This is a genomic window from Streptomyces abyssalis, assembly GCF_001751365.1.
Classification (GTDB): Bacteria; Actinomycetota; Actinomycetes; order Streptomycetales; family Streptomycetaceae; genus Streptomyces; species Streptomyces abyssalis.
On the sequence record NZ_LJGT01000041.1, the window covers coordinates 850,950 to 870,930 of the forward strand.

The following is a 19,981-nucleotide window of genomic DNA, read 5'->3' on the forward strand; positions in this document are numbered from 1 at the left end:
GGTCATCCGGTGGGTTGCCGCTGTCCCCACACGGAGAACTGCAGGACCGTGACGTCCCGCGACTCGGGCCGGTCCAGGGACGTGACGAAGTCGTCGAGCTCCGCGGCGGTCACCGCACCGCTGTCGACCAGACGGTGGCCCTGGAGCTCCATCCGGGTACGCATCAACTCGTTCTCGTCGGCGCCCTGTCCGGGACCCAGCGGTCGTACGCGCATGTCCACCGATGTCAGACCGCCCTGCGCGAGGTAGGCGGGGAGCCGGCGTGCAAGGCGCATGTCGGCGCCGTTCGCCCGGAAGGAACCCGTGTACGCGGCGACGACCGCGCGTCCGGCAGCGGTGGGGGCGTCGTCGCTCGGCAGGAAGTAGAAGTCCTCCACGAGCAGCCAGCCGCCCGGCGCCAGCCACCGCATCATGCGGGTGAGCTCCTGCTCGGCCTGCGGAAGGCCGGTGACCACGGCCCGCGCGAGGACGAGATCGAACGAGCCGGGCTCGAACTCGGCCTGAGTAACGTCCAGTTGCTCCACCGACAGGCCGGGCGCACGTACGGACCCGAGCTCGCTGGTGTCCACGTCGATGGCGTGCACGGATCCCTGGGGTACGCGCTCGGCAAGCAGACGGGACGTCGAGCCGCTGCCCGCGCCGACGTCGAGGCAGCGCCAGTCCGGCGCGAGGGGCAGTTTGTCGATGATCGCGAAGGTGTGCGGGTCGTAGTTCCGCTCCCACAGCCTGGACAGGATCTGTGTGTCTGTCTGCTCCTGCTGCCCGGACGCTGTTGTCATTCCTCTACCCCTGTCATTCCTCTGCCACTTCTGTCCGTTGCCGGGCTCAGCCGGCCTGTCCGCGGTGCTGCGCGGTGAGTCCTTCGAGGACCGGAACGACGTCTGCCGGGCTCGGGACCGCCAGCATGTCCCGGTGCAGTCCGGCGGCTCCCTCCCTGAACGACTCGTCGTTCAGGACCTGGCCGAGTTGCTTGGTGATCTCGTCCAGAGACGACCGGGCTTGGTCCACGACCAGTCCGGCCCCGCTCTTTTCCACGTACCGGGCGAAGTCCTCGTAGTAGTGGCTCTCCTCCGGCCAGATCATCTGCGGGACCTCGTGCGGCACCGCGGCCGCCATCGTTCCGCCGCCTCCGTGATGGATGAGCGCCGAGCAGGTGGGGAGCAGCAGATTGAGCGGCAGGTAGTCGATGACGCGGACATGGTCCGGGACTTCGCGCACCGCCCGGAGCTGTGTGCTGTTCAAGGTGGCGACCAGCTCGACGTCCAGGTCCCGCGCCGCCTGGAAGAGAACCTCCAGGCTGATGGTGCTGTCGTCGGGATAGAAGCTGCGCATGCCCGCTCCCAGGGACAGCGCGACCCGGGGGCGCTCACGTGGCTGGTACAGCCATTCCGGCACGACCGCCGAGCCGTTGAAGGGCAGCGGCCGGGAGTACACGTAGCGCAGGTCGAGCGGCATCCGCAGCCGGATGGCAGGGGAGTGGTCGACGGTCCACTGGCCGAGCAGCAGGTCCTCGTCGAACTCGATGCCGAAGCGGTCCAGGACCGGCTGCATCAACTGGGCCATGGGGTCGGTGTCCACGCCCGTGTCCGGCCGGCGTACCCGGTCGGCGAGGGTCAGCCGGGTCCAGCCGAAGTCGTCCATGGAGAGCACCACACGGGCGTGGGCGGCGCCGCAGGCGCGTGCCGCGATCGCCCCGGGAAACGACACCATGTCCCACAGGACCAGGTCCGGCTGCCACCCCCGCGCGAACTCCACGAGGTCCTCGACGGTGACGGTGGCGGCGGACGGTGCCGGGGTGAGGCTGTAGTAGCGGGTGAACGCCTCGAGGAACGGCTTCGTCGGCAGCCGGCGGGTGCTTCCCGCGTCGAGTTCGGGCGCGAGGGCGGCCGCGATCCGGTCGTAGAGCTCGTCGCTCCCCGGCTTCTCACCCTGGACGAAGCCTTCCTCGCCCACGGACACCGCGAAGAAGCCCAAGTCGCGGACGACTTCGACCATTTCAGGGTGCGTGGCGATCCGGACCTCGTGCCCCGCACCGCGCAGGGCACCGGCGAGCGGAACGATGGGATAGATGTGCGCCAAGGCGGGCGGTACCGAAAACAAGACCCTCATGAGGGCGTTCCCCTTCTGCATGTGTCATGTGCCGGGTACGGACCGGCTGTACGGCTCACCGGCTGATACGAGGATTCGCTGCGTCGATCTGTTCGAGCACGGTGCACAGGACGACCTCCGGTGGCGCGACTTCCAGGACCGCGATGTCCCCCTGCCCTGCCGCGTTGCGGGGGTCGTCCATGTACGCGCGATAGGCGGTTCCGTCCACCCACTGGGGGTAGTTGACGTAGACGCTGCCGTCCCCGCTGACGCAGGCCTGAGCCGAGATGAAGCCCGGGAAGTCCCGCTTCCACTCGCCGCTGCGGAGCAGCAACTCCGAGAGCGCTTCGGCGTTCCGGGGTCCGCCGACGTGGCGGGTCGCCACGGCGACAAGGCCCGGCGGCTCGCCGGACGCAGGGCCTTCGATCCCCGGTCCCGGAAAGCCGCCGGACACCGTGGCCGACAGGACCCCGGGGCGGTCGGCGAGCTCGGCCAGCGCACGGCCGAGCTCGCCGGTGCGTACCGTCTGCCGGTCGTCCGGCGCGGCTGCCCACTCGGCCCGGACCACGGTGGTGTCGCCGTCCAGGCTCAGATGGACCCGGGCCGAACGGAATCGGGGGACCTGCGGCACGAGACGGCGCAACACCTCCGACGCGGCCTCGGCGAGTGCTTCCGCGACCTCGGGGCCCTCGGTGCGCAGGCACCAATAGGTGACGTATCCGGTCAACGCCGGCGGACTGTTGGTCGATTGCATCGTCACCTCCAAGGCGGGCCGTTCAGCGGAAGTCGCCGGCATGCTCCGCGACCCACTCGTGGAACCGGCGGGGCGGCCTGCCGAGTACGTCCTCGACGGTGGACGTGACCGTCTCCGGCTTGGCCTCCAGCATCGCGAAGTACTCCAGGGCACCGTCCGCGTAGGCGGGCGGCCAGCCGGAGTCGACCATGGCGTCCCGTGCCGCTTCGTGCGGTACGTCCTCCCAGCGCAGCGACTGGCCGGTCTTCTCGGCGATGATCCGGAGCTGTTCGCGCTGGGAGAGCGCCTCGGTGCCCGTGACCACATACCGCTTTCCGCCGTGCCCGGGGGTCGTGAGGGCGCGCACGGCGACGGCGGCCACGTCGGCCTCGTCGATCGGGGAGCGGGCGGCGTCGCCGTAGGGCGAGCGCACCACGCCGCCGGCGCGGATCTGGTGGGCCCAGGCCATCCGTACGTTGCTCGCGAAGCCGGTGGTCTGCAGGAAGGTCCACTCCAGATCCGTCTTCTCGAGCTGCTCCTCGACATAGGCGTGGCAGTTGTTGTCCACCGGTTCGAGACCGATGTGCACCCCGATCGAGGAGACGAAGACCACGCGGCGGGCGTGCCGGCCGATCTTCGCCAGGACCTGCGGAACCGTGTCCACGTTGAGGGCGAAGAACGGCCACATCAGAAACACGGCCGTGGTCCCGTCCAGAGCGGGGTCCAGGCTGTCGGGGTCCGCGAGATCGCCGTGGAACACCTTGACACCCTCGGGCAGCCGGTCGATGTTCGGATCGTCGTGCAGAACCAGCGCGCGTGTCTCGACGCCCGAGTCCAGCAGTTGCGCGACGGCGTGCGGCCCAACGTTCCCGGTCGCTCCGATGACGAGCACGGATTGCTGATCGGCCATGGTTTCTCTCCCACTTCGGTCGGGTTAACGGACTGCTCCCTCGCCGCGCCCTCAGCGGGTCAAGAAAGAGGGCGGAGTGAGGAGTTCTCCTCACTCCGCCCGTCGGCCGTTCTCAGCGATGATCAGGACGTGTAAGGCGTCTTCGCACGTGCGTCGCGCAGCGCCGAGCCCCACCAGATGAGCTGTTCCAGGAGCGACTTGGCAGCTTCCTCGCTGCCTTCGGGGCTGGCGGGCTCGCCGTCGGCCTCGAAGTCGGACCAGCTGTTGTGGAAGCTGATCACGTCGCGCACGGTGGTCGCGTGGACCTCGGCGAAGATCTGCCGCAGGTGCTCGGCGGCCCGCAGACCGCCGCCCTGCCCGCCGTACGACACGAGACCGACGGGCTTGGTCTTCCACTCGTCGAGGTACCAGTCGATGGCGTTCTTCAGCGCGGGGGACGTGCTGTGGTTGTACTCGGGAGTTACCACCACGAACGCGTCCGCGGCCGCGAGCTTGGCCGCCAGACCGTCCACCACGGACTGGGTCGGGGCGTCCAGGTCCTCACCGAAGTCGGGCATGATCAGCGGCAGCGGGTGGTCGGCCAGATCGACGAGCTCGGCCTCCACCCCGCCGTGCCGCTCGGCCTGGCGCGTGAACCAGCGGGCAACCGTGGGCGAGAAACGGCCGCCACGCACGCTGCCGATGATCACGGCCAGCTTGATGGGCGCGTCCTGCATAGTGACCTTCCTTGGAATAGCTGATGAGAGTGCGCCGCCCCTGCCAAGGGGTACACGTTGGCAGCACACATAGGAGTCTCTTCGGTGCGCATGCGTACAACAAGGCACTTCGCGAAGAGTTGAGGGGTCTTCACGAAGACTTGTAGAACCGGGACCCGGCCGGTACTACCGCCGGTGACGGACCACCAGGTTCTCCAGCAGGGGGACGAGGTCGTGCGGGGTAGGGGTGGCCATCATTTCGTCGTGCAGCACCGTCGCCGCGTCCCGGAACGACGGCTCGGCCAGGATTCTTGCGAGCTGATCGCGCACCTGTGCCGCCGATGCGTCTCGGTCGTGCAGAACCACCCCCGCGCCGCGGCGTTCCAGATACCGGGCGACGTACTTCTCACCCCATTTCGGGGCCGGATTGACCAGCTGCGGCAGCCCGCCCGCGATCGCGCCGGCGAACGTGCTGTCGCCGCCCTGATGGATGACGGCGGAGCAGGTCGGCAGCAGCATGGTCAGGGGAATGTACTCGACCGCGCGGACGTTGTCCGGGATCTTCTCCACTTGGGAGAGCTGGTCCGCGTGCAGGGTGGCGACCACCTCGATGTCCAGGCCCGACACCGCCTCCAGGAGGGTGGGCAGAGCCACGGTGCTCTCCCGCTCGGTCACGGCGCGAGCGGTGCCGCCCCACGTCAGGCACACGCGCGGTCGTTCCGGTGGGCTCTGGAGCCATGCGGGCACCGTGGCACCGCCGTTGAAGGGCACGTAGCGCATCGGCAGGTAGGTGTGGTCACCCGCCAGCCTCATCCGTTCCGGCACGGTGTCCACGCTCCACTGCCCGGTGATCAGGTCCTCGGTGAACGGGAGCCCGAAGCGCTCGCAGGTGGGCAGCAGGGCCTGGACCCACGGGTCGTCGGCGGGGGTGCCTCCTCGCTGAAGGGACTGCTCCACGTACCGGGTCCTGGTCCAGCCGATCGTGTCGACGGCCCACAGCAGCCGCCCGTGCGCGGCGCCGCAGGCCCGTGCGGCGACGGCGGCAGGAAGCAACAGCGGGTCCCAGATGACCAGTTCGGGACGCCACCCGCGGCAGTACGCGACGAGGTCGTCCAGCACCGACCTGTGCCCGGCGGGCCTGGGAGCCAGGTAGTCGGTGACGACATCGCGGAGCAGGGCATCACGGACGGGTTCCCATGCGTCGGGGGTGTCGGGGTCGAGCGCGATGTCGACCGGCTCGGCGGACTCTTCGAGGAGTTCCTGGGACTTGTCCAGCGGCTCGCCCACGGGCACGGCGTGCATGCCGAGGTCCGTGATGGTCCGCTGCGCGTTCGGAGTGCTGGCGAACCGGACGTCGTGTCCCGCGCCTTGGAGGGCTCGTGCCAGCGGGATGCTCGTGAAGACATGGCTGGGAAGCGGGATGACGGCGAAGAGTATGCGCACAACTGTCTCCTGAGCAGAGGACGATGCGGGCAGGCGGGCCATGCCCAGGGGTGTGTCAGTCGGTCCCCGGAGACCGTCAGGCGGTCCCCGGTAGACGGACCCGGCCGGTCAGATCCTCCAGGGCAGGGACGAGGGAGTGCGGAGCCGGCACGACAGACATGTCCGAGTGCAGGCGGTCGGCGCCCCTCTGGAAGTCCGGTTCGCGCAGGACCCGTTCGATGCGGTCCGTGAGCTGCGCGGGGGAGGACTGCGCCAGGCTGACCCCCAGGCCCGCACCGCTGTCCTCGACGTGCCTCAGCAGCGCCTCGCTGTTGCCGAGGTTCCTGGGGATGATCACCTGAGGCACCGAGTGAGCGACCGCCGCCGCGAAGCTGCCGACACCGCCGTAGTGGACGAGGGCCGAGCAGGTCGGCAGCAGCCGGCCGAAGGGCACGTAGGACTCGGCACGTACGTTTGCAGGCAAGGGGCCCGAGTGGCGGAGCTGTTCGGCGGGGAAGATCATGACGATCTCCGCGTCCAGTCCGGCCAGCGCGCCGACCACGTCGGAGAGGGCGACGTCGGTGTCGGCGAGCCTGCCCTCGGAGTCCCATTCCAGGGTCAGGCAGACCCGCGGCCGGCTCCGGGGCGCGTCGACCCAGTCCGGTGTCACGCTCTCCTGGCTGTACGGGATCTGACGGACCCGCATGCGGGTGGTCTCCAGCGGCAGCTGCGGCAGGCCCGCGGTCGCCTCGATCGTCCACTGCCCCAGGACCATGTCTTCCGAGTACGGCAGGCCGAAGCGTGCGGCGGCCGCGGTCGCCTGTACGACCTGTGGGTCCTCGCCCAGCCCGGGTCCGGCCTCGTGCCGCCACCGTACGAACTGCTCCCGGGCCCAGCCCAGATAGTCCAGGCCCCAGGTGAAGCGGGCGTGTGCGGCACCGCAGACGTGCGCGGCCACCGCGGCGGTGGGAAAGGTGAAGTCCCACAGCACGAGATCGGGGCGGCCGGCGCGGGCGAAGTCCACCAGCCCGTCCACCATCGGGCGGTGGCCGCCTGGACGGTCAGGGGTGAAGTAGTAGGCCTGCACGGGCAGGAACTGATGTCTGACGAAGTCCCAGTGCGTTCGGTCGGACGGCGAAAGGGACGGCGGCAAGGCGTCGGTGATGCGCCGCAGTTCCTTCTCCCGCGCCTGCCACAGCGGGCTGTCCGCCCAGTGGGCGGTGTCCCGCCACTCGGTCCTGGACCCGAGATCCACCGGCGTCAGACCCGCCGCGCGGATGGTCCCCGCCTCCTCCGACGCGCTGGCCACATGCACGTCGTGTCCGGCCTCCCGGAGCGCGTACGCGAGGGGAACCATCGGGTAGAGGTGGGAGGGGTAGGGGAAGTACGTCATCAGTACGCGCACGGAGTCGGTCTCCCGGATTCGGCGTTCGCAGCGGTGCTCAGCTTCGGCTGCGGTGTTCCTCGGTCAGCTTCGCAAGGACCGGCACGACCTGATCGGGGGTCGGCGCCTGGGCCACGTCCGCGTGCAGAGCGTCCGCTCCGCCACGGAATGCCGGCTCACGCACCAGTCGCATCAGAGCGTCGACCAGTCCGTCCACGGTGAGCCGGCCGTCGCGGGGGACACAGATGCCGGCGCCCAGTTCGGCCGCGTAGCGGGCGTGGTCGAGGTAGTCGCCGCCCTCCTTGGGGATCATCAACTGCGGTACCCGCGCCTGCACCGCGGCGGCGAAGGTGTTCGCGCCCCCGTGGTGGACGACCGCCGAGCAGGTCGGCAGCAGCTGGTTGAGAGGTACGTAGTCGACGACCCGCACGTTGCCGGGAATCCAGCTTCCGTCCGGCAGTTGAGTCCGGTCCAGGGTGGCGATCAGCTCGATGTCCAGATCACCGGTCGCCTTGAGCAGCTCGGCCACGGGGACCGGGTCGTCGGCGAAGAATCTCCGCCCGCTCACCCCCAGGGTCAGACACACCCGAGGCCGCTCCGGGGCCCGGCGCAGCCAATCCGGTACGGCGGCCGCCCCGTTGTACGGGACCCACCGGACGGGGACGTGCCGCACGTCCACCGGGAGCCGGATTCGCTGTGCGGTGGGGTCGACCGTCCACTGACCGACCACGAGTTCCTCGCTGAACTCCTGACCGAACCGCTCGAGCGTGGGCCGCATCAGCTCGGCCATCAAGTCCTCGTGGGGGCTGCTCCCCGGCAGGTTCAGCCGCTCGGTGAACCGCTGCCTGGCCCAGCCGAAATGGTCCAGCCCCCACAGCAGCCGGGCGTGCGCGGCACCACAGGCGCGCGCAGCGACCGGTGCGGGAAAGAACAGCGGGTCCCACAGCACCAGATCAGGCCGCCAGGAGCGGGTGAAATCCGTGAGCGCGTCGACCATGGGCCGGCCGCCGGACGGCGTCGGTGGCTCGTAGTAGTTCGCGAAGGGCGCCAGCATGTAATAACGCAGTGCCGTACGGAGGTTGGCGTCCGCGGGCTCCAGCGCCAGGGCCTCGGTGATGCGCTCCAACGCGGCGTTGTCCGCCGCGGCCCGGACCGAAGAGGCCAGGTCCACCTCGGGACCGACCGGCACCGCGGTAAGCCCGCAGCTGGTGATCGCGTCCGTGATACCGGGGTGCGAGGCCACGCGTACCTGGTGGCCGGCGCTCTGCAGCGCCCATGCGAGCGGAACGATCGGATGCAGATGAGCCACGGCCGGGATGATGGCGAACAGTACCTTCACCGCGGTCGTCCTTTCGCCGTGTCCGGCCCGGTGAAGAAGTCCCGCAGCGGCTCCGGGAAGACGCCCCGCTCCGCGGCCATGGTGACCAGCCCGCCCACCAGCTCGGTGAGACGTCCCACGCCCTCGCCGCCCAAGTGCTCGTACGGCGCACGGTCCAGGCGGTCCGTGGTGTCCTCCAGGTCGCGGCGCAGGGCGTGTCCGTCGGCGGTCAGGGACCCGTCGGCGTCCATCAACCCTCGCCGCCGCAGGCGCTGTTCGGCGGCGGACCAGTCCGACTCGGTCCAGCCGCGCTTGGTCATCACGAGGGCCTTCGGCATGCCCTGTCCGCTTGCCGAATGCGTCACCAGGGCTTCCAGGCCGTCGAGACCGGCGTGGCTCAGCGCGGCGATGTGGCTGTCGCCACGGTGCTCGCGAAGCAGGGTGGCGGCGTACCACAGGGCGAGATGGGGTTCCTGGGGTACGGACTGGTCGGCGTGGGCCGCGTACAGGGGACGTCCCGGGCGGCCGCATCCTCCGGTGGCACGTATGGCCAGTTCGGCGGCTTCGACGAGGTGTGCGCCGGCGAGGGCCGGTTCACCCAGCGCCTCCCGCAGAGTCGCGTCGGCAGCGCGCAGCCTGACGGACCAGAGGAACCCCGGCGAGGCCAGGCTCCACACGTGTGGGACGTGCCGGGCGACGAGGTCGTGCCGGAAGCTGCAGAACGTCGCCGTGACCGTGCCCGGGCCGACCGCGCCGAGGGCCGCCGCCCGGGTGGCCAGATACGTGCTCATGGTGTCGTCGAAGCCGTGGCCGGCGAGTTCACTGTCGATGTACGGAGTGAAGTAGACGGTCGAGTGGAGGGCGTTGAGGACGCCGTGGCAGTCACGTACGGCGCGCGGCGGCAGGTCGGTCGCCACAGGTGAAGACATGGTTCCTCCTTCTTCGCGCTGTTCGGGAGGCGGGCACTGGTTCAGGTCGGCAAGAAGCCCGTCAGCGCCGGTTCCGCCAGGTCCGGGGGTCGGCGAAGCGCACCTCCCGGTCCAGACGGGACCAGCGGGCCACGGTGTGCTGGTTCCGGACCGGATCACCGGTCCCGGCTGTGGCCGCGCCGGTCCGCGCGAGCAGAACGGCGGTGAGGGCGGCCAGTTCGCCGGCGTCGGGCCTTCCCCGGGTCACTTTGATGAGTGCCTGCGATTCGGTCTCTGTCATGATCGGCTCCCGTCCGGTCCGGTGCTCGATGGCCGAACCGAAGTGTTGGGTTCGAGGTCGGGTGCGCCGTGCGGTTCGGTTCCGCCCGCGCGAGGACCGTTCGTCCGTGAGTCGTGCCTGCCCGTACGTGCCACGGCTCCCGCCAGTCCGACGACGAGGCCGAGCAGGCCGGCGGCCGAGACCAGCGCCATCGCCGGCCGAAGGTCCGGGGTGGGCTGCTGATGAGCCGTCACCGTGGCCGCGACGAGCGTGAGCATCAGCACGGCCCCGATCTGGACCGCGCTCTGGTACGTGGCGACGGCCGGACCGCGTTCCGCCTCCGGCACACCCGCGGTTGCCTGCGTGTTCAAGGCGGCGAAGGCAAGGACGAAGCCCGCCCCGACGAGCAGCAGCGTGGGAAGCAGACCGCTCGCATAGGGAACGGGGTCAGGCCGGAGCAGGTAGAGCAGGTAGCCGGTCAGCGGCAGCGCTCCCCCGAGTGCGATCAGCCAAGGTGCGCCGAACCGGCTCACCATCCGGCCCGACCACAGGGCTGTCACGGCCAGCGGAGCGCTCGCCGGCAGCAGCGCGAGACCGGTCCACAACGGTCCCCTGCCGGGCGTCGACTGCAGCTGGAAGGAGATGATGAACAGCAGCCCCAGGTAGGAGCCGTTGAGTGCGGCCGCGCCCAGTGCCGAGCGTGGCAGCGCGCCGGCCTTCAGGACGGAGGGCCTGACCAGCGGGTGGGCGGCTCTGCGCTCGATCCGTACGAAGGCGGCGAGGAGGGCTGCGGCGGCTACGAAGCAGCCTGCCGTGCGGATGCCTCTGCCGGAGGCCCCGGCCGAGGGCACGGACACGATCGCGAACGCGAGTGAGAGCAGGGCTCCCGTGAACGTGACAGCGCCCAGCAGGTCGAGCCGGCGGAGAGCGTCCGCCGGGGGCCGCCGTGCTGTGCCCGTACGGCGCCGGACGCGCCCGTCTCCGGGGATGAGCCGCACCCCGAGAGCGAACAGCAGCAGCACCACCGGGGCCGGGAAGGCCACTGCCCAGCGCCAGCTCACCTCGGTGAGTGCGCCGGACAGCAGGAGTCCCGCGGTGAAGCCGCAGGAGCCGAAGAGCGCGTACACCGAAACCGCCCGGTTCCGGTCGGGGCCCTCGGCGAACACGGCGCCGATGATGGCGAGGCCCGTCGGTGCGGTGAGCGCGGCCGCGAAGCCCTTGACGAAGCGTGTCGCCATGAGCAGGGCGGCGTCCTCGGCCAGGCCTGCGACCACGGACGCCGCGGCGAAGGCCACCAGCGCGATCAGATACACCGGGCGCCTGCCGAGGAGTTCGACGATCCGTCCGCCGAGCAGCATCAGCCCCCCGAAGCCCAGGGCGAAGCCGGTCATGGCCCACTGCACCTCGGTCATCGGGAGACGCAGATCGTCCCCGATCGCAGGCATGGCCACCACCATGACCGAGACCTCGAGAGCGTCGATCAGCATGTTGCCGGCCAGGACGAACAGCAACCCCCACATGCGGGGACTCCAGGCCGCAGCGGCGGCCGGTGCTGCGGCCGGTGGATTCGGTGATGTCATACGCCGGGCTCCTGCTCGGGGCCGAAGTGGTCTCCTGCCGCGGCCTCTCCGGCCCCCGCCGGCCGAGCCGCTCCGCGGCGGCTCAGGTTGCCGTGGTGGTGACTGCGAGTTGCGCGTTGACGGCTTCGACGAGGGCGCGGGGCGTTGCGCCGTCGGTGATGACGGAGTCGCCGAGGGTGATGCCGTACTCACGCTCTATTCGGCCACCGGTCTCCAGCAGGGCCAGCGACTCGTATCCCAGCGCGTCGAAGCTGGTGTCGAGGATGTCGCCGTCCAGGGCGGCGCCCTCTGCGCCGGCCCCCTCGAACAGAATGCGCTTGAGATCGGCGAGGGTGAATTCCCGCTCGGACATGTGAGGCCCTTCTGGTCGACGGTTGGGATTCCCGCGCAGGACGCACGTCACAGAGCAGCCGCCCGCCCTCGGTATCGAGGCCGGGCGGCACGCACGTCGGCTGTGGGAGGAGGAACGCGAGCGTGTGCCGGAGAAGGCGCGGCCGAGCTGCGTGAGCGAGTGCTGGCGTAACGCAGCGCCGACCGCGGAGGGGGGCACACACCTTCCGTGCTGCAACGCGAGGCACTGCAGGGGAAGTTAGTAGCAAGCTTCTTCAGCGGGCGGGGCTGCCGCAAGGCTGTCGATGTCAGATCTGCGTGAAGTTGTGCCATGTGCTTGTGTGGTGGCGACCGGCCACCGGGGTTGCCAGGGTGACGTGCGCGAGCGCTGGGCGAGCGCGTCCCGACGCCGGTGGTCCGGCGCACGGATCTCCGGTGAGGAGAAGCCGCACCGCTCACTACGCTGAGCGGACGCGCCGTGCGAAGCGCGAGGAGAAGGGGGTGGGCGCGATGGACCGAGTCGACACGGTCGTCGTGGGTGCGGGCATCGCGGGACTGACCGCGGCCCGGCTGCTTTCCCGGAGCGGGCGGCGAGTCGTCCTGCTCGAGGCTCGTGACCGCGTCGGCGGACGGGTGTGGAGCGACAGGGAGGGCGGGGTCGTCACCGATCTCGGCGCGTCCTGGATCCATGGGGTCACCGGCAGCCCGGTCGCCGAGGCGGCAGCCGCGTTCGGGCTGCGGACCGCGGAGTTCACGGTCGGCGGGTACCAGCCGTACAGCCGTCCCATCGCGTATTACGGTCCCTCGGGCGTTCGTCTCACCGACGACGAAGTGCGGCGCTTCGTGGCCGACATCGGCGCGGTGGACGCCGAACTCGCCCGCGTCGTGGCCGCCATGGCGCCGGGGCGCTCGTACGGCGAGGCCGCCGAGGCGGCCCTGGCCGCCCAGGGCTGGGGGGCGGAACGCACCGAGCGCGTCCGGGAGCACCTGCGCCACCGCACCGAGGAGCAGTACGGCGTCTGGATCGACGACCTCGACGCGCACGGACTCGACGACGACTCGATCGACGGCGACGAGGTCGTCTTCCCCGACGGATACGACGCCCTCGCGACGCACCTCGCGAAGGGACTCGACGTCCGGCTCGGGCACGTCGTCACCTCGGTGCGCTGGTCGTCCGACGGCGTCCAAGTCACCACCGCTCACGGTGTGTTCACGGCGAACCGTGCCGTGGTGACCGTCCCGGTCGGGGTGCTGAAGTCCGCGGAGTTCAGCATCGAACCCCCGCTGCCCGAACCGGTGGCCGGTGCGCTGGCACGCCTTGAGATGAACGCCTTCGAGAAGGTCTTCCTCCGTTTCCCCTCGAAGTTCTGGGACGACCAGGTGTACGCCGTCCGTCAGCAAGGGCCGGACGGGGTCTGGTGGCACTCCTGGTACGACCTCACCGCCGTACACGGCGTGCCGACGCTCCTCACGTTCGCCGCCGGACCGGCCGCGCAGAGGACGCGGGGATGGAAGCAGGAGCAGACCGTCGACTCGGTCCTCGGCGAACTGCGCCGGCTCTACGGCGACCGCGTCGAGGACCCCACCTCCGTGCATGTGACCTCGTGGCAGGACGACCCCTGCTCGCGCGGGTCGTACGCGTACATGACCGTGGGTTCGGCGCCCGAGGACCACGACCTTCTCGCCACCCCGGTGGGCGGCGTGCTGCATCTCGCGGGCGAGGCGACGTGGACCGACGACCCGGCCACGGTCAACGCGGCGCTGCGCTCCGGCCACCGCGCCGCGTCCGACGTCCTCGGCCGTCCCGTCCCGGTCGAGGACGCCTGGGCCGACGGCTGAGGGCCGCCGCCGTCGGCGGGCGGCTCCGACAGCGGAACGAGGCCGGAGTACGGGGGCCGGTTACCTCGCCCGGCCGCATGAGGACGCACCGGGCTTGCCGGTCCCATTCGTCCAGGTAAGGGTACGAAGAGTGAGCTGTGTTGCACCCCTCAGGAACACCTCACCCTTCTCGAGGACGGAGAGTTCCCATGCCTGACCGTTCCAGTTCGAAGCGCTCGGATGGCACGCAGCAGCAGGTTCAGGAGACGGTCGCGCATCCGGTGCGGGCGATGAGAAGTGCCGCCGAGAGCGTCCCCGGGGCGGAGCGTGCCAGAGGGGTCTTCGACGACATGCTGAACACCGTCGGAATCGTTTCGCCGGGAGCCCGCCGCGTTGCCGCGTACACGGGGGCGGGGATCCTCGGCGTGGCCGGTGTCGTCGAGTGGCCGGTAGCCGTGGTGGGCGCCGCGGCGGTGTGGCTGACGCAGCCGCGTCCCGCCGACATGGACGGCGCGGGGACCGCTGACACCGGCGGCGCCAGGACGCAGAAGCGGACTGCGAAGAAGGCTGCCTCCAGGTCGGCCGGCGGCTCGCGCCCGGCGAAGAAGGCATCGAGCAGGAGCACTGCCAAGAGAACCGCCAAGAGCACTGCCGGCAGGACTGCCAGGAGCACCGGCAAGAGGACCGCCAAGAGCACCACGAGCGCCTCGCGTGCGAAGGCCGGCGGACAGAAGAAGACCTGAGCCCTCCTTGCCCGCCGTGACGACCGTCCCGTCCCCCACGCCCGCACGGAATCCCCGCGAAGGTGAGGAATGCTGCTTCGAGTGCTGGCCGGGCTGCCCAGGCTGACTTCCTCACTTCTCCAGAGCGTTCTGGCCGTGCCTGCCAGGACCACTCGCCGGGTCACGCCGCCGGCGGCCGCCGCGGCGCGCCTGACGGGCAGGCTTGCGAGCGCCGGTGCGCATGAGGCGCTGAGCGGTGCGACGGAAGTGTGCGTGTCCGCCGGGCGGTTCGGGTCGGTAGCCCGTGACGCGCTGACGCCCCGGGTCGGTCAGTGGCGGGCAGGGTCCCGGATGCACCTGGGGCTGCGGTACCCGCGTGACGCACCGGAGGGCACGGCGGAAGGACTCGAGGCCGCCGCGGAGAAGGTGGCCGCCGAACTGGCCGAGCACCCCGATGTGCTGCTCGCCTACTGGGACGGCGGCCTGGAGTGCGTGATCGTCAGGGCCGTCGAGGCCGCGGCCTGCGAGCGGGTGGCCGACAGGGCGTCCGAAATCGCGGCCGAGCACGGGCTTGAACACATCGGCGAACGGACGCCGGAGCACGGCCACCCGGGTGACGTCAGGAACGCGCGCGTCGAGGTTGCCGCGCTCGCGCTCGACGCGGCAGGCATCGCCACGGTCTTCGCGGGGCGGGCGGTGCTTCCGGCGCGCGCGCCCGAAGCCCTGGTGGCGTCAGTCTCGCTCCTGCGTGAGGACTCGCGAGTACGTGCGGCACTGGGCCGTCTGCTGGGTTCGGACGCGAGCGACCTGCTCCTGGGAGCGGCCCAGGCGGCAGTCTGCGGACTCGCCCAGTCACCCGGGCCTCTGCTGCTCGACGCCGCGCTGCGGGCCACGCAGTTGGTGCGGTCACTGGCGCAGCTCGGGACGTTCGAGGCAGTGCACGACACCCTCTGTACTCCGGACCGCCCGACGGTGGCGAAAGGCGCCACCGTGCGCCCGGCACTTCGGACATGCCCGGACGAGTCGTACTCGGACACGGCCGTCAACGGAATGCTGGGCGGTGCCCTCGCCACGCTTCTGTTCACCCGTAGCGTCGACAAGGCGGCGGAGACCGTACTGGCCGGTGTCCCCAAGGCCGCACGCTTCGGCCCCGCGGCCTTCACCGCGGTGCTCGCCGCCGCCCTCGCGCAGGAGGACATGCTGGTCGGCGATCCCGCGAGGCTCCGCCGTCTGGAACTCGTGGACACCGTGGTGCTGCACTCCGGAGCACTCCGCAGCACGCGCCGCACCGTGCTCGAAGTCCATCCGGGCACGACGGGCTGGGACCATGGCCGGCTGTGGCACGCGGCCATGAAGACCCTCAGCGCTCCCGAGGGCGGGGCTGAACCACCCGCCGAGCCACCCCTCGTACTTCGTCCGGTGCCCGATGAGACGAAGTCGGAGGCGGGGCTGATGACCGCCTCGCTGCTCGGCAGGGATGTGGGCACCGTCCTGGTCGGCTGGGAAGTCGAGCCCATGGCCGAGGCCGCGCTGGACGCGGCCCGCCGGGCGGGGCTGCACGTCGTGGTGGTCGACGAGCACGGCCTCGGCGAGTTCGGCACCCTGGCCGATCAACTCACCTCGGGGGAAGTCCCGTTCGCCGGGACCGTCGCCGCTCTCCAGGACGAGGGCCGTACGGTCCTCACCGTGGCGCGAGTCCCGCACGACCGGAGGGCTGAACAACCGGAGCGGGCTCCTTCCGCCCATGACGTCATCGACGGGCTGCTCCGTGGCGACATCGCCGTTGCGGTCACCGACGAGGGCAGTGCCGTCGCCTGGGGCGCCGACCTGCTGTCCCTGCGCGGGCTGGAAGGCGTCTGGCGGCTGCTGTCCGCGGTGACCCCGTCCCGAGCGGTCAGCGGATGGGGCAAGTTCTTCGCGGAGGCGGGCGCCGCGCTCTCCGAACTGCTGGTACTCACCCGGGAAGCACGGTCGCGGCAGTCGCCCGCCTCCCTCGAAGTACGTCTCAGTCCAGTCACCGTCGCCACCGCCGCGTCCCTGACGTGGGGCTGGGCCGCCGCGCAGGTCGTGGCCGCCGGAACGACACCACGGCCCGAACCGCGAGTGCCCTGGCACGCGCTGCCTCCGGACGAGGTCATGGCTCGGCTGCGCAAGGCGCCACCCACCGCGCCCAGGGGATTGTCGGTGACACGACGTCTTGCCGGCCGTCTCGCGCGGGACATGGCCGCGTACCCGCTCCTTGCGCCCGTACGGACGGGGGTCCAGCTTGCCCGCGCCGTGTGGGCCGAACTCGACGACCCGTTCACGCCCGTGCTGGTGGTCGGCGCCACCGCGTCGGCACTGCTGGGATCGGCGGTCGACGCCTACCTCGTCCTCGGCGCCGTAGGGCTGAACGCCCTGGTCGGCGGGGCCCAGCGGCTGCGCGCGCAGAGGGCGTTGTTCGCGCTCGTCACCGAGCAGCGGCAGATGGCCCGACGGCTCGATCCGTCGACCGGTGAGGTATCCGTCGTCGAAGCCGCCGGCCTGGCGCGGGGCGAAGTGATCGAGCTGCACGTCAACGACGTGGTCCCGGCAGACGCGCGGCTGCTGGACGTCGACGGATGCGAGGTCGACGAATCCTCGCTGACCGGGGAGTCACTGCCGACTCCCAAACATGTGGCCGCCGTCCCGGGTGCCTCACTCGCCGACCGGAGCTGCATGGTCTTCGAGGGCACCACAGTGGTGGCCGGCTGCGCGCGGGCCGTGGTCGTGGGCACCGGCCACCAGACGGAAGCCGGCCGTGCCGCGTCCCTCGCCGCCCGGGTCCCCATCTCGGCAGGAGTGCAGGCACGACTGCACAGGCTGACCAGGCGAGTGCTGCCCTTCACCCTCGCGGGCGGTGCCGCCGTCGCCGGTCTGTCCCTGTTGCGCGGACGTTCGATGCGTACGGCGCTCCAGGGCGGACTCGCCGTCGCGGTTGCGGCCGTACCCGAGGGCATGCCCCTGGTGGCGACCGTGGCACAGATGGCCGCCGCACGGCGTCTCAGCCGGCTCGGTGTCCTCGTCCGTACGCCGCGCAGCCTGGAGGCGCTGGGCCGCGTCAACGCCGTCTGCTTCGACAAGACCGGGACTCTCACGGAGAACAAGCTGCGGGTCGTCAGTGTCGTCACCGCGAGCGGTGACGATCACAAGGCGGCCGACGCCAGGGCGTTCCCGGTCCTTCGCATCGCCGCCCGTGCATGCCCGGCCGCCGCGGACGGGGCGGGTGTCCACGCCCATGCCACCGACGAGGCCGTCCTGGCAGCCGCCCCGCGTGAGACCGCGTGGACCACCGTGCGGGCCGAGCCCTTCGAGTCGAGCCGCGGGTTCGCAGCCGCCATCGGAAGGGGCGCTCACGGTGACGAAACGCTGGTGGTCAAGGGCGCGCCGGAAGTCGTACTGCCCTGCTGCCCCGATGCGGACCCGTCTGCGGTCGAGACGGCAGACGCCCTCGCCGCCCAGGGGCTGCGGCTGCTCGCCGTGGCCCAGCGTCCCCTGGGCGTGAACGAGGCGGCCGATGTCCTGGACAAGCCGCTCGAACTGCTGGAACTGATCGGGTTCGTGGCCTTGGCCGACACCCCACGCGGCAGCTCCGCCCCGCTCGTGTCCGGGTTGACCGAGGCAGGCGTACGTCCCGTCATGCTGACCGGCGACCATCCCCAGACCGCCCGGTGCATGGCGATCGCCCTCGGCTGGCCCTCCGACGTCACGGTGGTCACGGGCCACGACCTGGCCGCGCTCGACCGGGCGGGGCGGGCTCGCGTTCTCAAGAGCTGCGGCGTCGTGGCCCGCGTCGCACCCGAACAGAAGCTCCAGGTCGTCGAGGCGCTCCGGGAGGGGGGACGCGTCGTAGGCATGGTCGGGGACGGCGCGAACGACGCCGCCGCCATCCGGGCCGCCGACGTCGGGATCGGCATCGGCGCGCGCGGTTCAGCGGCCGCACGCAATGCCGCCGACCTTGTGATCACCAACAGCGAACTCTCGGTGCTCATCGACGCCATCACCGAAGGCCGCGCCCTGTGGCGCAACGTGGCCGACGCCATCAGCATCCTGCTCGGCGGCAACGCGGGCGAGGTCGGCTTCTCCGTACTGGGCACACTGCTCTCCGGCACGTCACCGCTCTCCGCGCGCCAGCTGCTCCTGGTGAACCTGCTCACCGACATGTTCCCGGCCATGGCGATCGCGGTCACGCCTCACGACCAGGGCTCCGCCTCGGAGGACACCCTGACCGAGACGCACGCCGCGAGTCCCGTCAACCTGGGGGAGCCCCTCACACACGAGATCCGCCGGCGTGGTCTGATCACCGGAGCCGGCGCGGCGACGGCCTGGCTGGCCGGCAGTCTCACCCCCGGATCGGCACAGCGCACCAGCACCATGGCCATGTGCGGCGTGATCGGTGCCCAGCTCACCCAGACCGTGGCCGGACGCCGCGACAGCCCCTTGGTCCTCGGTACGGTCATCAGCACGGCCGCCGTTCTCGTCGCCCTCGTCCAGACGCCCGCCGTCAGCCGTTTCTTCGGGTGCACTCCCTTGGGCCCCGTGGCCTGGGCAGGAGTGGCCATTGCCATCGGGACTTCTTCGGTGGGGCCCCGACTGGTGCCTCAGGCCGACGAGTTGCTCTCACGCCTCACATCACGGCTGGGGTCCGTACTGCACACCCGGGACGGCTCTGGCCCCTTGAGCCTTCTCCGACGACGCCCGCCTCACTCACCGCCGCGCTGAGCAGGGCCACGCCACGGCGTCGTGCTCCTGGGGCTCAGACGGTGGGTCGCGTACGGGACGGGATCGGTGAAAGACAGAGAGAGGGCGGGAGTCAGCTGCACTGACTCCCGCCCTCTTCTTCATGGGCCCTTGCAGGTCAGCGGCTCATCCACGCTGATCGCTGCGAAGTACCCCCGGGGCGATTCCGACAGCATCTACACGTATCCGTACCCGTCGTGAGCTGGTGGTTTCTGCAACCGTTGAGGTGCCCAGGCGCCGCCGCCGGGGCGGTGATGCCCGATGAGCCGTCCGATTGCCCCGTCTGTCCGGTCTGCACAGCGAGGGGGCCGCCAGTCCGTGAGTGCACCCGGTGGGGCGGAGGGCGTTGGCGGGTCATCGCAGAGGGTTGCTTTGGACGTCTGGGCGCGGCGCGGCGGCGGACTGATCGTTACCGCCGTGGCTGCGTATTCCTCGTATGAGCACCAGCGTGACTTCGCGTTGCGGGGTGGGGCGGATGCAGTAGGCGCGGCCCTCTGGCCGTTGTCTGTCGACGGCTTGCTACTACTGGCGACTGTCGGATTGCTTAAAACCCGGCCCAAACGTCAGCCGAAGAATGCAATGCGCTGTCTTGGTGGCGTTCTTGCTGGGGATCGCGGTGTCACTGGCCGCCAACGTCGCCGCTGCGCCCACTCTCGGTTGGCGGGAGGTCCTGGTTGCCGGGTGGCCGCCGGTTGCCTTGTTGCTCTCGGTGGAGCTTCTCGCTCACCGCTCTGGCCCACCAGACTTCGCCGAGGCCGAGCCAACGGCTGTGAGTGCAGGTCTCGCTGATGGGCAGATTGGTTTGGGTGAGGCGGTGTCGGCAGGAGCTGTCCGGCCGGCGGAGTCTCGGCCCACGGCTGAGCAGGCCATGTGGTCCCACTTCCAACGCGAGCGATCTCGTGGGCGCATGCCGACGGGTGCCGAGTTGGACCGTGTGGCGGGCACCAACAACTACGGATGAGCAGTACTTGCCCGATGGCGGCAGAACGGTCAGTGGGAATCAGTGGAGGAGCTCGGCAGATCGCACCGACGTCA

16 protein-coding genes are annotated in these 19,981 nt (G+C 70.7%); 4 read left to right on the forward strand and 12 right to left on the reverse strand.

Going from position 1 to position 19,981, the window contains the following annotated elements:
• Positions 1 to 2: 2 nt before the first annotated feature.
• From AN215_RS24595 to AN215_RS24650, 12 genes are all read right to left on the reverse strand, one after another.
• Positions 3 to 779, reverse strand: coding sequence for a methyltransferase domain-containing protein (locus AN215_RS24595; RefSeq protein WP_079123378.1), 777 nt, complete (start codon positions 777 to 779; stop codon positions 3 to 5).
• A gap of 46 nt (positions 780 to 825) precedes the next feature.
• Positions 826 to 2,109, reverse strand: a complete 1,284-nt coding sequence (locus AN215_RS24600; RefSeq protein WP_070011378.1) for a nucleotide disphospho-sugar-binding domain-containing protein — start codon at positions 2,107 to 2,109, stop codon at positions 826 to 828.
• 55 nt (positions 2,110 to 2,164) lie between these two features.
• Positions 2,165 to 2,842: an antibiotic biosynthesis monooxygenase family protein gene (locus AN215_RS24605; protein WP_139140780.1), complete on the reverse strand. Its 678-nt coding sequence runs from the start codon at positions 2,840 to 2,842 to the stop codon at positions 2,165 to 2,167.
• Positions 2,843 to 2,864: 22 nt separating this feature from the next.
• Positions 2,865 to 3,731, reverse strand: coding sequence for an NmrA family NAD(P)-binding protein (locus AN215_RS24610; RefSeq protein ID WP_070010950.1), 867 nt, complete (start codon positions 3,729 to 3,731; stop codon positions 2,865 to 2,867).
• A 122-nt stretch (positions 3,732 to 3,853) separates the two neighbouring features.
• Positions 3,854 to 4,447, reverse strand: a complete 594-nt coding sequence (locus tag AN215_RS24615) for an NADPH-dependent FMN reductase (protein WP_070010949.1) — start codon at positions 4,445 to 4,447, stop codon at positions 3,854 to 3,856.
• A 165-nt stretch (positions 4,448 to 4,612) separates the two neighbouring features.
• A complete protein-coding gene (locus tag AN215_RS24620) occupies positions 4,613 to 5,869 on the reverse strand; it encodes an activator-dependent family glycosyltransferase (protein ID WP_070010948.1) in 1,257 nt (418 codons plus the stop codon).
• A 76-nt stretch (positions 5,870 to 5,945) separates the two neighbouring features.
• The gene (locus tag AN215_RS24625) at positions 5,946 to 7,253 is read right to left on the reverse strand and encodes a nucleotide disphospho-sugar-binding domain-containing protein (RefSeq protein ID WP_070010947.1); all 1,308 of its coding nucleotides are present in this window, start codon (positions 7,251 to 7,253) and stop codon (positions 5,946 to 5,948) included.
• Positions 7,254 to 7,290: 37 nt separating this feature from the next.
• Complete coding sequence (locus tag AN215_RS24630) at positions 7,291 to 8,571, reverse strand: activator-dependent family glycosyltransferase (protein ID WP_070010946.1); 1,281 nt, start codon at positions 8,569 to 8,571, stop codon at positions 7,291 to 7,293.
• Positions 8,568 to 9,479, reverse strand: a complete 912-nt coding sequence (locus AN215_RS24635) for an SCO6745 family protein (protein WP_070010945.1) — start codon at positions 9,477 to 9,479, stop codon at positions 8,568 to 8,570. Before AN215_RS24635 ends, AN215_RS24630 begins: the two co-directional genes overlap by 4 nt.
• Before the next feature lie 61 nt (positions 9,480 to 9,540).
• Positions 9,541 to 9,759, reverse strand: a complete 219-nt coding sequence (locus AN215_RS24640) for an acyl-CoA carboxylase epsilon subunit (RefSeq protein WP_070010944.1) — start codon at positions 9,757 to 9,759, stop codon at positions 9,541 to 9,543.
• The gene (locus tag AN215_RS24645) at positions 9,756 to 11,318 is read right to left on the reverse strand and encodes an MFS transporter (protein WP_079123381.1); all 1,563 of its coding nucleotides are present in this window, start codon (positions 11,316 to 11,318) and stop codon (positions 9,756 to 9,758) included. Before AN215_RS24645 ends, AN215_RS24640 begins: the two co-directional genes overlap by 4 nt.
• A gap of 82 nt (positions 11,319 to 11,400) precedes the next feature.
• Positions 11,401 to 11,670, reverse strand: coding sequence for an acyl carrier protein (locus AN215_RS24650; protein WP_070010942.1), 270 nt, complete (start codon positions 11,668 to 11,670; stop codon positions 11,401 to 11,403).
• A 488-nt stretch (positions 11,671 to 12,158) separates the two neighbouring features.
• On the opposite strand from AN215_RS24650, the gene AN215_RS24655 reads away from it, so the two are divergent.
• From AN215_RS24655 to AN215_RS28880, 4 genes are all read left to right on the forward strand, one after another.
• Positions 12,159 to 13,487, forward strand: coding sequence for a flavin monoamine oxidase family protein (locus AN215_RS24655; protein WP_070011377.1), 1,329 nt, complete (start codon positions 12,159 to 12,161; stop codon positions 13,485 to 13,487).
• Positions 13,488 to 13,675: 188 nt separating this feature from the next.
• A complete protein-coding gene (locus tag AN215_RS29935; RefSeq protein WP_070010941.1) occupies positions 13,676 to 14,209 on the forward strand; it encodes a hypothetical protein in 534 nt (177 codons plus the stop codon).
• Positions 14,210 to 14,278: 69 nt separating this feature from the next.
• Entirely contained in the window at positions 14,279 to 18,928 is a 4,650-nt protein-coding gene (locus AN215_RS24665; RefSeq protein WP_079123383.1) for a cation-translocating P-type ATPase, read from the forward strand.
• A 279-nt stretch (positions 18,929 to 19,207) separates the two neighbouring features.
• Positions 19,208 to 19,735, forward strand: coding sequence for a DUF2637 domain-containing protein (locus AN215_RS28880; protein WP_245694690.1), 528 nt, complete (start codon positions 19,208 to 19,210; stop codon positions 19,733 to 19,735).
• The last annotated feature ends 246 nt before the right edge of the window (positions 19,736 to 19,981 follow it).